10 protein-coding genes and 1 tRNA gene are annotated in these 13,794 nt (G+C 69.1%); 5 read left to right on the top strand and 6 right to left on the bottom strand.

Annotation, left to right across the window (positions count from 1 at the left end; translation table 11 throughout):
- Positions 1-149 precede the first annotated feature (149 nt).
- The 4 genes from BYZ73_RS04545 to pdxH all read right to left on the bottom strand — a co-directional run bounded on the left by BYZ73_RS04545 (position 150) and on the right by pdxH (position 2,014).
- Positions 150-226, bottom strand: a tRNA-Pro gene (locus BYZ73_RS04545).
- Positions 227-275: 49 nt separating this feature from the next.
- Positions 276-785: a DUF192 domain-containing protein gene (locus tag BYZ73_RS04540; protein WP_112315061.1), complete on the bottom strand. Its 510-nt coding sequence runs from the start codon at positions 783-785 to the stop codon at positions 276-278.
- Positions 743-1,288: a cold-shock protein gene (locus BYZ73_RS04535; RefSeq protein WP_112315060.1), complete on the bottom strand. Its 546-nt coding sequence runs from the start codon at positions 1,286-1,288 to the stop codon at positions 743-745. Before BYZ73_RS04535 ends, BYZ73_RS04540 begins: the two co-directional genes overlap by 43 nt.
- Positions 1,289-1,408: 120 nt before the next feature.
- Positions 1,409-2,014, bottom strand: a complete 606-nt coding sequence (gene pdxH, locus BYZ73_RS04530) for a pyridoxamine 5'-phosphate oxidase (protein WP_108026158.1) — start codon at positions 2,012-2,014, stop codon at positions 1,409-1,411.
- 100 nt (positions 2,015-2,114) lie between these two features.
- On the opposite strand from pdxH, the gene fabI reads away from it, so the two are divergent.
- From fabI to trpE, 5 genes are all read left to right on the top strand, one after another.
- Positions 2,115-2,939, top strand: a complete 825-nt coding sequence (fabI, locus tag BYZ73_RS04525; protein ID WP_108026155.1) for an enoyl-ACP reductase FabI — start codon at positions 2,115-2,117, stop codon at positions 2,937-2,939.
- Positions 2,940-3,039: 100 nt separating this feature from the next.
- Positions 3,040-3,546: a xanthine phosphoribosyltransferase gene (gene gpt, locus BYZ73_RS04520; protein WP_108026153.1), complete on the top strand. Its 507-nt coding sequence runs from the start codon at positions 3,040-3,042 to the stop codon at positions 3,544-3,546.
- A 9-nt stretch (positions 3,547-3,555) separates the two neighbouring features.
- Positions 3,556-4,740 (top strand): aminotransferase, encoded by a 1,185-nt coding sequence (locus BYZ73_RS04515; protein WP_112315059.1) that lies wholly within the window; start codon positions 3,556-3,558, stop codon positions 4,738-4,740.
- 66 nt (positions 4,741-4,806) lie between these two features.
- Positions 4,807-6,657: a peptidyl-prolyl cis-trans isomerase gene (locus BYZ73_RS04510; RefSeq protein ID WP_112315058.1), complete on the top strand. Its 1,851-nt coding sequence runs from the start codon at positions 4,807-4,809 to the stop codon at positions 6,655-6,657.
- Between the two features lie 6 nt (positions 6,658-6,663).
- Positions 6,664-8,178, top strand: coding sequence for an anthranilate synthase component I (trpE, locus tag BYZ73_RS04505; protein WP_112315057.1), 1,515 nt, complete (start codon positions 6,664-6,666; stop codon positions 8,176-8,178).
- 39 nt (positions 8,179-8,217) lie between these two features.
- On the opposite strand, the gene BYZ73_RS04500 is transcribed toward trpE, so the two are convergent.
- Positions 8,218-11,916 carry a translocation/assembly module TamB domain-containing protein gene (locus BYZ73_RS04500; protein ID WP_112315056.1) on the bottom strand — a complete coding sequence of 1,233 codons (3,699 nt, stop codon included), beginning with the start codon at positions 11,914-11,916 and terminating at the stop codon, positions 8,218-8,220.
- The gene (locus BYZ73_RS04495; RefSeq protein WP_245943050.1) at positions 11,916-13,715 is read right to left on the bottom strand and encodes an autotransporter assembly complex protein TamA; all 1,800 of its coding nucleotides are present in this window, start codon (positions 13,713-13,715) and stop codon (positions 11,916-11,918) included. The genes BYZ73_RS04500 and BYZ73_RS04495 overlap by 1 nt, the downstream gene beginning before the upstream one ends.
- Positions 13,716-13,794: the final 79 nt, after the last annotated feature.

Raw genomic sequence — 13,794 nt, 5'->3', positions numbered from 1 at the left:
AGCTTGTGGAAAACAGGATGGGGATGGAAAACCGCGCGAGAAGAAGGGCTTGCACGCGAAGGTTGAGATTCGTCCCCCGAGTTAACGAATTCTGCCAGAGCCTGCGGCGAAAAAGCCGAAAAAGCTCAAAAGGTTAACGAAGTGGGTTATGGTCGGGGCGGCGGGATTCGAACCCACGGCCTACGGCACCCAAAGCCGTCGCGCTACCAGGCTGCGCTACGCCCCGTGGCCGCCTCCATAGCGCCCGGGCGGCCGCAAGGAAAGAGGCTTGGGCCCTAGTCGCAGGGCCAGGCGGCGTCCGGTCCGAAGGCGGGATGGCGCAGCTCGGTGCCGGGCGCGATGCCCAGCCGGCCGGCAAGCCCGCCATTGATCTCGAGCACCGCCAGAATGCCCGGCCCGCCATCGATGGGCGTCCGGTCCAGCGGCACCGCGTTGGCATGCACCTTCTTCACCCGCCCTGCCTCGTCGAGGAAGATCATGTCGAGCGGGATCAGCGTGTTCTCCATCCAGAAGGCGACGGGTTGCGGGTCTGGATAGACGAAGAGCATCCCCGCCGATCCGGCCAGATGGGTTCGGTTCATCAGGCCAAGCGCCCGCTCGGCCTCGTCATCGGCGATCTCGACCGTGAACCGCGCCGTGCCCCAGTCGCCGCGCAGATCGACCCGGGTTTCGGCGCAATCGGCGGCACGCGCCGCCCCCGCAACCGCCCAGACCAGAAGACTGGCTGCCGCCGCCCTGACCGCTATCTTGCGAAGGCCCCGTCCGGACCGAGCGCGCTTTCCCATGGACCCACCGATATTGCGAGGCGGCCGCGCTGGCCTTCGGTGACCCGCACCGCGATGGCCTCGCCCGGCTGCAGATCGGCCAGTCCCGACCGCCGCAGCACCTCGATATGAATGAACACGTCGTCGTCGCGGCCGAAGACATTGGCAAAACCAAAGCCCTTGGCCTTGTCGAACCATTTAACGCGCGCGGGTTCCAGCGGCAATGCCGCGACCTGTTCGGCCGTCAGATGCATCGCATCCTCAAGCGGGGGCGCCCCGGTGGCCACGGGCGGCTCGATCTTCAGAACCTCTGTCGCCTGCAACCCGCGGGCCGTCCGGTTCACGACCAGAACGATCCCCGCCCCGTCCGACACCGAATTCTGTCCGAAGTTCCGCAGCACATTCGCGTGCAGCAGGATATCCGGGCCGCCTTCGTCGGACACGACAAAGCCGAACCCCTTTGACGGATCGAACCACTTAACACGCCCTTCGACGCGCAACGCCGTGTCGCTGTCCTTGTCCATACGTCCGGTCCCGGTCGTCTTTGATGCCTCAGGCGCCTGGACGCTGGCCAGACGCACTCCCCAAAAAGAGTTCGACGCCCCATCGTCCCGCCGCGCGTTGCCCGGACCGCCTCCGGGCAATCAAGGGTAGAGTCTGGCGATCTTCCACTCAGCGTCAAGTGTATCTCTGCACCAGCGAAACCGGTCGTGCAGGCGGAAGGCCCCGTCGGCCCAGAATTCTATCTCGAGGGGCCTCAGTCTGAAGCCTCCCCAGAAGGGCGGCCGTTGCGGCGACACGCCGCGCCTGGCGGTGACAAGCGCCACCTCGGCCATCAATTCGCGCCGCGACGCCAAGGGTCGCGACTGCCGAGACGCCCAGGCTCCAAGTCGGCTCTGCAACGCACGGGAGGCATAATAGGCATCGGCTTTTTCGCCTTCTTCCTTTTCGGTCACGCCACGGACCCGGATCTGGCGCCGCAATGATTTCCAGTGTAACACGAATGCCGCTTTATTCGTTAGGGTAATTTCACCCGCCTTTACACTTTCGTAATTGGTGTAGAACAGGAAAGCGTCGGGCTCAATCTCCTTCAGCAGCACCATCCGCACATTCGGCAATCCCTGCGCGTCGACCGTGGCCAGAGCGATCGCATTCGGATCGTTCGGTTCGGTCTTTTCGGCCTCGGCCAGCCAGGCGCGCGCGATCGCGAAGGGATCGTCGCCTGCGAAGTGTCCGTCCCGGTCGCTCATGGCCTGCGTCCTCCTGGTTGACCCTGTGGCACTTGATGGGTTCGTGCATTTGCCCTACACCGGCGGCAAAATTTTGAACAGATGGTCGAGGGGACCTCGGATGTCGACAAAGCTGATGGAGGGCAAGCGAGGCCTGATCATGGGACTCGCCAACGACAAGTCCATCGCCTGGGGGATCGCGCGGCAATGCGCGGACGCCGGCGCTGAGCTGGCTTTTTCCTATCAGGGCGAAGCACTTAAGAAACGCGTGATGCCGCTGGCCGAGAGCCTGGGCAGCGATATGGTGCTGGAATGCGACGTCGCCAGCGAAGAGTCGCTCGACGCCCTCTTCGCCGCGCTCGAGGCGCGCTGGGGCCGGCTCGATTTCATCGTCCATGCCATCGGCTTCTCGGACAAGAACGAGCTGCGCGGCCGCTATGTCGACACGTCCCGGTCGAACTTCCTGATGTCGATGGACATCTCGGTCTTCTCCTTCACCGCCGCCGTCCAGCGCGCCGCCCGCCTCATGACCGAAGGCGGCTCGGCGCTCACGCTGACCTATTACGGGGCAGAGCGGGTGATGCCTCACTATAACGTGATGGGCATCGCCAAGGCCGCCCTCGAAGCCTCGGTCCGCTACATGGCCGAAGACCTCGGCAAGGATGGAATTCGCGTCAATGCCATTTCCGCCGGACCGATCAAGACGCTGGCCGCCAGTGGCATTGGCGATTTCCGTTATATCTTGAAATGGAATGAACTGAATTCGCCGCTTCGGCGCAATGTGACCCAGGACGAAGTCGGAAAATCGGCGCTTTATCTTCTGTCGGATCTCGGCAGCGCGGTCACCGGCGAGGTGCACCATGTCGATGCCGGCTATCACAGCGTCGGCATGAAGGCGGTCGACGCGCCCGATATCGACGCGGTCACCGGACGCAAGGACGGCTGAGCCGTCCGCGCCCCCCATCGGGCGCCGCGGCGCGTGCGGCGGCGCTTGACGCGGGCGCGCGCCACCTGCCATTCGTCGCACGCACGCACAGGAGACACCGATGGCCCCCGACCGCCTGCCCCATGAAAAAGGCTTTCACGTCAGCTGGGACCAGCTGCACCGCGATGCGCGGGCGCTGGCCTGGAGGCTCGACGGACAGGGGCCCGACAACGGCGCCTGGCGCGCGGTGGTCGGGATCACCCGGGGCGGCATGGCCCCGGCGATGATCGTCTCGCGCGAACTCGACATCCGCATGGTCGACACGATCTCGGTCAAGTCCTACAACCACCAGTCCCAGAGCGCGCCGGTCATCATCAAGATGCCTGACCGCGATCTGGTGGGCGACGGCACCGGGGTGCTGATCGTCGACGATCTGGTCGATACCGGGCGCACTCTCGAGGTGGTCCGCGCGACCATGCCCAAGGCCCATGTCGCCACGGTCTATGCCAAGCCGATGGGCCGGCCGCAGGTCGACACCTACATCACCGAGGTCAGCCAGGACACCTGGATCTTCTTCCCCTGGGACATGGCACTGCAATACGTCAAACCCTACCGCGCCGGGGAATAGGGGGCCGCGATGCCCGCCCGCCAGCCACCGCGCGGCGGCACCGCCGCCAGTTTCGCGCCCCCGATCATGGAGGCGCGGCGCTGGCTTGACGGGATCGAGTTTCCGCCCGACCGGCCGCTTCTCAATGTCAGCCAGGCCGCGCCGATGGACCCGCCGCCCGCGGCGCTGCGCCAGGCCATCGCCGAGGCCGCGCTGAACGATCCGGGCGCGCATCTTTACGGCCCCGTGCTGGGCCTGCCCGAGCTGCGCGCCGAAATCGCCGACCAGTGGTCCTCGGCCTATGGCGGCGCGATCCGGCCCGAACAGGTCGCCATCACCCAAGGCTGCAACCAGGCCTTCTGCGCGGCCGTCTCGGCCATCGCCGCCGCCGGGGACGAGGTGATCCTGCCGACGCCCTGGTATTTCAACCACAAGATGTGGCTCGACATGGCCGGCGTGCGGGCAGTGCCGCTTTCGACCGGAGCCAACCTGCTGCCCGAGGTCCAGCGCGCCGCGGCGCTGATCACGCCGCGCACCCGCGCCATCGTGCTGGTCACGCCCAACAACCCGACCGGGCTCGAATATCCGGCGGGGCTCGTGGCCGAGGTCCTGACGCTTTGCCGCAATCACGGGATCGCCCTGATCCTCGACGAGACCTACCGCGATTTCGACGGGCGTGACGGCGCCCCGCACCGGCTGTTCGCCGATCCCGACTGGGGCGACACGCTGATCCAGCTTTATTCCTTCTCCAAGGCCTACCGGCTGACCGGGCATCGCGTGGGCGCGCTGGTCGCCGCCGAACCGATCGTGGCCGAGGTCGGGAAGTTCCTCGACACGGTGGCGATCTGCGCCAATCAGCTTGGCCAGCGCGCGGCGCTCTGGGGGCTGCGCAACCTCGCCGCCTGGAAGGCCGACGAACGGGCCGAGATCCTCGCCCGCCGCGCCGCCGTCGAAACCGGCTTCGCCGCCCTGCCGGGCTGGGAGCTGATGGGTGCGGGCGCCTTCTTCGCCTGGGCGCGCCACCCCTTCGCGCTCGATGCGACGACGCTGGCCCGCCGGCTCGTGGCCGAGGCGGGCGTGCTGCTGCTGCCGGGGGCGATGTTCCTGCCCGAGGCCGATCCGGGCAGCCGCGACCAGCTGCGGATCGCCTTTGCCAATATCGACCGTCCGGGCCTTCGGACGCTGTTCGAGCGGCTTGCGGCCTTCCGCCCCTGACGCTTGCGGGGGACCGCGCAAAGACCTACACAGCAGCGAACCCAGATCCGGCAGGGAGGCGGCCCGATGTCCAAGTCCAAAGGCAAGCAAATCTCGAAGACGCTCGTCTGGCTGATGCTGATCTTCGTGGTGCTGGGCCTCGGTGGCTTCGGGGTCAAGAATTTCGGCGGCCGGGTCGAAACCATCGGCAGCGTCGGCGACACCAGGATCAGCACCGACACCTATGCCCGCGCTCTCCAGCGCGAATTGCGCGCCCGCGCCGCGGCAACCGGCGGCCAGACCATGAGCATCGCCGAAGCCCAGTCGACCGGGCTGGTCGATGCGGTCCGCGCCCAGGTGATCTCGAATGCCGCGCTCGACAACGAGATGGCCCGGATCGGCGTGTCGGTCGGCGACGATCAGGTCGCCCGCGAGGTGATGCGGATCGACGCCTTCAAGGGCCCCGATGGCAGCTTCGACCGCGAGGCCTATCGCTACACCCTGTCCCAGAACGGCCTGACCGAGGCGCAGTTCGAGGCCTCGCTCCGCGACGAGGCCGCGCGCTCGCTGCTGCAGACGGCCGTTGTTGCCGGGCTGAGCGCGCCCCAGACCTATGTCGACAAGCTTTACGGCTTCATCGCCGAACGGCGCAGCGTCAGCTTGATCCACCTGACCGCCGAGGATCTCGACGCGCCGGTGCCCGACCCGACCGAGGACGACCTGACCGCCCAGTATGAGGCGACCCCCGCTGCCTATACCGCCCCGATGACGCGCAGGATCACCTATGCCTGGCTCACCCCCGAGATGATGGCGAACCGGATCGAGCCCGACGAAGAGCTGCTTCATCAGCTTTATCAAGAACATATCGACGAGTTCGTGCAGCCCGAGAAACGTCTGGTCGAACGTCTGGTCTTTGCAGACATGACCGAGGCGCAGGCCGCCTGGGACAAGATCGCCTCTGGCGAAGAAAGCTTCGATGACGCGGTCGCCGCGCGCGGCCTCTCGATCGACGATATCGACCTTGGCGACGTCTCCGAGGTGCAGATCGGCGGCGAGGCCGGACAGGCGGTCTTTGCGCTGACCGAACCCGGTCTTGCCGGGCCGGTGATGTCGGATCTTGGCCCCGCGATCTTCCGGGTGAACGCGATCCTGGCCAAGCAGGAAATCCCCTTCGAGGAGGCGCGTGAAACCCTCGCCCCCGAGGCGGTGCATGACCGCGCGGTGCGGATGATCGCCGACAAGATGTCGGAGTTCGACGACCTGCTGGCGGCGGGTGCGACGCTTGAGGATCTGGCCCGCGAAACCGACATGGAGCTGGGCGAGATCGACTTCACCGCCGGCAGCGACCAGGGCATCGCCGCCTATCCGGACTTCCGCGACGCCGCCAACGCGGCCGTCGAGGGCGATTTCCCCGAAGTGAAGGAACTGGACGACGGCGGCATCTTCGCCCTGCGGCTCGACGGGGAAACCCCGCCCACCCTGCGCCCGCTTGACGCCGTGCGCGACCAGGTCGCCGAGGACTGGCGTGCGACAGAGACCGCGCGCGAGCTTGCCGCAAAGGCCGAGGCGCTGAAGGCGCGGGTCGAGGGCGGCGAGGACATGGCCGCGCTCGGGCCCCAGGTCACCTCGGAAAGCGGGCTGTCGCGCGGCGGACTGATGCCGCAGCCGCTGTCCGATGCGCTGTTCGCGCTGGGGGCCGAGGGCGATACCGCCGTGGTGCCCGCGGGCGACGAAGTCTGGCTGATCCGGCTCGATGCGATCCTGCCGCCCGATGCGAACGATCCGGGCGCCGAGGCGCTGCGCCAAAGCATCGCCTCGCAGGCCAGCCAGGGGATCGCCCAGGACCTTTACGGCACTTTCGCCCAGGCGGTGACCAACGCTGCCGGGCTTTCCCTCGACCAGGCGGCGATCAACGCCGTCCATGCCCAGTTCCGGTAAGCGCCCATGTCGAAGATCATTCCCGAGTTCGCCGCCTTCGAGGCAGGTTACGAGGCCGGTCGCGCCCAGGTCGTCTATGCCCGGCTGGCCGCCGATCTGGATACGCCGGTTTCCCTGATGCTGAAACTCGCGGGTGCCCGGACCGACAGCTTCATGCTGGAATCGGTCACCGGCGGCGAGGTGCGCGGCCGCTATTCGGTGGTCGGCCTCAAGCCCGACCTGATCTGGGAGTGCCGGGGCGAAACCAGCCGCGTCAACCGCATGGCGCGCTTCGATCCCGACGCCTTCGAGCCGATGGAGGGGCATCCGCTGACGGCGCTGCGCCAGATCCTCGCCGAAAGCGCCCTCGACATGCCCGAGGACCTGCCCTCGATCGCGGCGGGACTTTACGGCTATCTGGGCTATGACATGATCCGGCTGGTCGAGCGGCTGCCGAACGTCAATCCCGACCCGCTGGGCCTGCCCGACGCGCTGATGCTGCGGCCCTCGGTCGTGGCGGTGCTGGACGGCGTCAAGGGCGAGGTGACGGTGGTCTCGCCCGCCCGGCCCGAACCCGGCCTGTCGGCCCGCGCCGCCTATGCCCAGGCCGCCGAGCGGGTGATGGATGCGCTGCGCGATCTCGACCGGGCGGTGCCCGCCGAGACCCGCGATTTCGGCGAGGCCCGCGAGATCGGCGAGCCGGTCTCGAACTTCACCCGCGAAAGCTACATGGCCGCGGTCGAGACCGCCAAGGACTACATCCGCGCGGGCGACATCTTCCAGGTGGTTCCGGCCCAGCGCTGGACCCAGGATTTTCCGCTGCCGCCGTTCTCGCTTTATCGCAGCCTGCGGCGCACCAACCCCTCGCCCTTCATGTTCTTCTTCAATTTCGGCGGCTTCCAGGTCGTGGGCGCGAGCCCCGAGATCCTGGTGCGGCTGCGCGGCGGCGAGGTCACGATCCGCCCCATCGCGGGCACCCGTCCGCGCGGCGCCACCCCTGCCGAGGACCGCGCGCTCGAGACCGATTTGCTGTCCGACCGGAAGGAACTGGCCGAACATCTGATGCTGCTCGATCTGGGGCGCAACGATGTCGGCCGGGTCGCGAAGATCGGCAGCGTCCATCCGACCGAGAAATTCATCATCGAACGCTATTCCCACGTCATGCATATCGTCTCGAACGTGGTGGGCGAGATCGCCGAGGGCGAGGATGCGCTGTCGGCCCTGCTGGCCGGTCTGCCTGCGGGCACGGTCTCGGGCGCGCCCAAGGTCCGCGCGATGGAAATCATCGACGAGCTCGAACCCGAAAAGCGCGGCGTCTATGGCGGCGGCGTCGGCTATTTCGCGGCCGGTGGCGACATGGACATGTGCATCGCGCTGCGCACGGCCGTCCTGAAGGACGAGAAGCTTTACATTCAGGCTGGCGGCGGCGTGGTCTACGATTCCGACCCGGCCGCCGAATGGCAGGAAACCGTCAACAAGTCGAACGCTCTGCGCGCCGCCGCCGCCGAGGCCGCCCGCTTCGTGCGCCGCAGCAACGGCTGAACCGCTCCCGCGCCCCGGCGGGCGCGGGCCCTGCCGTTCTCAGTAATCGCGTTCGTAGAAGATCCCGATGCCGGTATCGCCTTCGGCGCCGACATGGCCCTTGACGGTCACATAAGGCGACACGTCGAGATTGAGGTTGATCTCGCTCTCGCCATCCGGATTGACGATCACCTGCGAATAGACGTTGTCCGACAGGTACTTGCCCGCACTCAGCTCGGTGCCGCCCTCTTCGGTCGAATTCACGTCCAGATCGTCGAGCCCGGTCGCACTGCGCAGCGTGCCCAGAATCCCCTGCCCGCCCCGGCCCATCAGCGTGGCCACCGCCGAGGCCAGCTCGGCCGCCTGCAAGGGTGACAGCGTGTCGAGCCCGCGGCCGAACAGGATCCGCGAGATCACCTCTTCCTGCGGCAGATCGGGGTCCGACTGGAACGAGATATCGGGGGAACTGGCACGCCCGTCGACGAGGATTCGCGCAGTCACGTCGCCCGACTGGGTCGCGGCCACGAAATGCAGCTGCGGATCGAACGGGCCGGACAGCGTCACCTGCCCCTCGTCCAGCGTGAAGCGCTGCGCGAGGATGTCGAGCCGCCCGCGGATCAGCTGGAACTGGCCCGTGGCCGCGACATCGGCGGTGGTCCCGCCCAGAACCAACCGCCCGCCCAGCTCGGCATCGAGCCCCCGGCCCCGCACGAAGACCTGCGAGGCCGCCGACACCGTCAGGTCCAGCGGATAGGGCCGTCCGCCCCCGCCGCCGCTGTCGGTCTCGACCAGTCCGGCCCGCACCCGCGTCGCCTGCACCGCCGCCGGGGCGCCCCGATGCACGAGATCGGGCAGCTCGCCGCCGCCGCCAAGCCCGGTCGAGGGCACGGTGATCTCGGTCCGCCCCAGATCGAGCCGCCCGGCAATCCGCGCGCCGCCGGTCAGCGGGCCGGTGACGGTCACGGTGCCATCGACGCTGGCTTCATAAAGCGCCGGGTCCTGCAGGCGCGCCTGCGTCAGCCGGATGGCCAGTTCGGCCGGGAAGGCCCCGGACAGCGTGATCGGCCCCGTGACAGCAACCTGCCCGCCGCCCAGCCGTCCGCTGAGGTCAAGCCGCGCGCGTCCGCCCGACAAATCCACCCGACCGCCGATATCGGTCAGCGCCGCGCCCAGCGTCGGCGCGGAAAGCCGTGCACCCGAGGTCGTGGCCCGGCCCGACAGCGCCGACAGCCCCGGCGGACCTTTCAACGTCAGATCGTAGGCCGCCATCCCGTCAAGGCTGCGGGGTTCGATGAACGGATTGGCCAGCGACAGCGGCGCACGGCCTTTCAGGCTCAGATCGGCCGATGAGGCATCGCGGGCCAGCGTGCCCGCAACGGCCGCGGTTGTACCGCTCGGCCCGGTCGCATCGAGTTTCAGACGCCAGTTGGCCCCGTCGGGCCGGGCCGTGCCCTTCAGCGCGACCGGTCCCGGGAAGCCCTCGACCAGCAGCGCCAGATCGGACAGCCGTGCCGCCAGATCGAGCGTGCCGTCGCCCGCGCTGTCCTCGGCCTTGACCGTGAGCCGTGGCGTCGCGATGTCGAGCCGTCCGACCGAGATCGCGCCGCCCCTGCGCGCGCCTTCGGCCTCGATCGTTGTCTTGCCGCCGATCAGCCGGTCGATCTGGGCCAGACCGATGGCCAGCCCCTGCGCCTCGGCGCTCAGCGCCGCCTCGAAATCGCCCTTGACCGCGCCCTGCCCGGTCAGCGTCGCGTCCACCGATCCCGACAGCCGCCGTCCGGCAAGCCCCGAAAAGACCGAGAGCTTCGGCGCGCTCAGCGTCACCTTGCCCTCGGCGGGCAGGGTCGGGTCGCCGGGCGTCAGCGCGCCCTGGGCGGCAATCTCGGCCCCGGCCGCCCGGGCCTCGAACCGGTCGAGCCTGAGCCGCCCGCCCGATTCCCAGCCGAAGGCGGTGTCGAGTGTGCCCGGCCCGGTCAGCTTCGGATCGACCAGCGCCAGGTCGGGTACCTGCCCGGTCAGGGTCAGCCCGCCCGAGGCGGTCGACAGATCGCCTTTGCCCTCAAGACGGATGCCCGGAGTTTCGACCTGCAGCGCCTTCAGCGCGGTCCCCTCGGGCCCCCGCGCCGCCGCCACCTGCACCTGTCCCTTTCCGGCCAGAAGCGGATCGAGCCGGGGCGTTCCGGTCTTGAGATCGGTGGTTTCGGCCGCGAGCGTCAGATCGAAGATCCCGTCCAGCAGACGGTAGCGCCCGGTCAGATCGGCCCGGGCCGCGCCGCCCAGCGCCCGGCCCGCCAAGGCCCCGAAACGCGAGAGATCGTCAAGCGCCGCGCCGATCTCGCCGTCGAAGGGCAGCCCCTCGGCGGCGGCGCCCAGCGTGCCCTTGGCCGTCAGCCGCGCATCGCCCGCCGCGATTGCCAGATCGCTCAGCGAAAGCGGCGTCCCGGCCTGCCAGGAAAGGCGCGCGCTGCCGTCGACGGCCGGGCCCAGCGCGCGCGCCAGCGCCGGGTCGGAATGGCTCAACCCGCTGGCGCGGAAGGCGATGTCGGCGTCCAGCGCGGACGCTTCGGACCGAATCGTGCCGGTGCCGGTCAGATCGGCATGGCCAAGCTTCAGCGGGCCGCTGGTCAACCCGTCCAGCGCGATGTCGGCCTGCCAGGCCTCGCTGGTCGCGGCATCGAATTTCGCATCGAGCGACACGGCCTCGACCGTGGTGTCCAGCCCCGAGACCGGCAGAACCACCGGCCCCGACAGCCGCCCCGACAGATCGACCTTTTCCGGCAGGCCGCTGGGCGCCAGCGCCAGCGTTCCGCCCAGCTGCAAGGCCCCGGTCGAGACTTCGAGTCGCGAGATATCGAGCCGACGGTCGGCGCCGCGCACACCTTCAACCGCCAGATCGGCCGAGTCGCCGAAGAAGGGCCGCAGCCGCTCGGCCACCAGCGGGCCGAGATCGCCCGAAAGGGTCGCGGCAAAGGCCCGGGCCTCGGTCGCCTCCTCGGGCGCGGTGATGGTCAGGCGGCCCGCGACCCGGGGCTCGCCCTCGGTCGCCAGCGCCAGATCGGCCCCGAAATCGCTGAGCGGCCCGTCGCCCTCGACCGTCAGCGCCAGCGGCGGCGCGCCCGGCAGACCTGCAAGGCTCGACACGATGCCGCCCGCCCCTTCGGTCAGCGACAGGTCCAGCGACAGGGTCTGGCTGTCATTGGCATAGGCGGCCTTCAGCGCGAAGGCGCCGTCGGCATCGCTGCGGGTCGCGGTGATATCGGCCTCGCCCGCGCCGCCCGCGAGGCTCAGCGCCCCGTCCAGCGCCATCTCGGCCTCCTGGCCGATCAGCGCCTCGCCCAGCACCAGCCGCGGCGTCCTGACCCGGCCGATGTCGATCGAGACCGGCAGGTCCGGCAGCGCGAAGGGCGTGGCCTCGGATTGCTCGACGCTGGCGCCCTCGCCCTTGGGCAGGCGCGGCAGCAGGATCTCGTCGGCCGACAGTTCGTCGACCTTGACCTCGCCCCGCAGAAGCGCCGCCCGCGACCAGTCGAGCACGGCGCCGCGCACGGTCAGCCACACACCGTCCTCGTCGGCGATGGTCAGCTCTTTCAGCGTCGCGCGCGAGGACAGCGCGCCCTCGAACCCCTCGATCCGGATCTCGCGCCCGGCCGAGGAGAGTTTATCCTCGAGAAAGCGCACCAGCACGCCGCGGTCGTCCTCCTGCGCGGCCAGCGGCAGCGCGGTGAGCAGAAGCAGAAGAAAGCCGAGAAACGCGCGCATCAGAAGGCCTGCCCGATACCGATATAGAACTGAACCCCGTCGCCGGTATCGCCGTCGACCGGCGCCGCGATGTCGAAGCGGATCGGACCGATCCCGGTGTCATAGCGCAGCCCGAGCCCCGCGCCCGAATGCCAGTCTCCGTCCGACACCCACGAGTCGGGCCCGACGAAGCCCGCATCGTAGAAGGCCACCATCTGGATCGCGCGGGTGACGCCGACCCGCGCCTCGCCCGACAGTCCGACGAAGGACCGCCCGCCGATCCTGTCGCCATTCGGCAGATCGACCGCGAGCGACTGGTAGGGCTGCCCGCGCACCGTGCCGCCGCCGCCCGAAAAGAACAAAAGCGCGGGCGGGACGCCATCGCTCGACGCACCGACCACGGACCCGATCTGCGCCCGCCCGGCCAGCACGACCCGGGACCCGAGCGGCTGGTAGATCCGCGCATCGGCCTTGATCAGCGCGCCGCTTTCGGCCGCGCCGCCCACCGCCAGAAGCGGGGTCACGCTGCCGTCGAGATAAAACCCGTCATGGGCGTCGAGCGCATCGTCGCGGCGGTCCCAGGTCAGGCTGACGGGAAAGGTCAGATGGGTCAGTTGCCGGTCGCCGAGATCGTCGCTGACATCGGAATAGCGCAACAGCACCCCGGCCTCGCCGCTCAGATGCGGCGTGAAGATCCGGGTCAGGCCGCCGCCCACCCGGGCGTTGGTCTCGGTATAATCGGGCTCGTCCAGATCCTCGACGGCGCCCAGCAGGTAAAGCCCGGTATCCGCGTCGATCACCGCCGGGCGGTCGAAGCGGGCCGACAGCGACAGATCCTCGCCGCCGCCCTCCTGCCCGCCGATCCCCGCCACCTCGAAATCGAAGCGCAGCCGCTCGGCCCCGCCCAGAAGGTTGCGATGCATCCAGTAGCCCGAGACCGTCGCGCCCTCGAGCGAGGACAGCTCGATCCCGAAGCCCAGGCGGCGTTTCTTCTGGTCGACCACCTCCAGCCCGATATCCATGCTGTTGCCGGGGCCGAGCGTCTCGGCCTCGGTCAGGCGCACCGACCGGAAGGCGCCGGTCCGGCGCAGCCGCTCGGCGCTTCGGTCCAGCGCCTCGGGGTCGAAGGGCTCGCCCATCGGCAGCCCGGCAATGGCCCTCAGCCGGTCTTCGCGCACCCGCGAGCCTGAGGCGATCACGAGATCGCCGAACCGGACCGCAGGCCCGGGATCGAGCCGCACCCGGGCGGCCAGCGTTGCGGCCGGATGATTGGCAATCAGGCTTTGGCCCGCGACCCGGGCCTTGGCGTGACTGGCCGCGCGCCAGCCATCGACCCCGGCCTCGGCCGCAGCGCGAATGGTGCCCGCCTCGGCAGGCCGCCCCGGGGCAAACCCCTCGGGCAGGTCGGTGCCGGGGGCCAGCGGGTCGATCTGGGCTTCGGAGAAGGCGAAAGGCCGCCCGGTCGCCACCCGGATCTCGACCCGGCCGATCCGGGCGGGCACCGACAGGGGCGACAGATCGGCCGCCTCGCGCCCGTCGAGGGTGACATGGACCTCGGGACCGTAATAGCCGCGCGCATAGAGCACGCCGACAAGACGGGCGTAATCGGCCCGGGCGGCGGCAAAGATGTCCTGCGCGCTGGCATCGGGTTCGCTGGCCGCCTGCAACGACAGTGCCGAGTTCTCAAGCGCCTGCCGCACCGCGTCGGGTGCGCCGGGCGCGCTCAGCACGGCTTGGGTCGCGGCGGCCGGTCGCGGGGCGACCGACAGCAGGATCGCCGTCAGGACGGCGAACGAGGGAATGCAACGCGAGTCGATCAAATCCGGCCCCTTTTCCCGGCATACTTAGCCAAGACGGCGGCAGGGGAAACCCCGGGGACCGGATTTTGCCCGGAAAGGG

Source organism: Rhodovulum viride (genome assembly GCF_003265965.1).
GTDB lineage: Bacteria > Pseudomonadota > Alphaproteobacteria > Rhodobacterales > Rhodobacteraceae > Rhodovulum > Rhodovulum kholense.
Note: the sequence above shows the minus strand (reverse complement) of the source record. Positions and strands in the feature narration are given on the sequence as shown.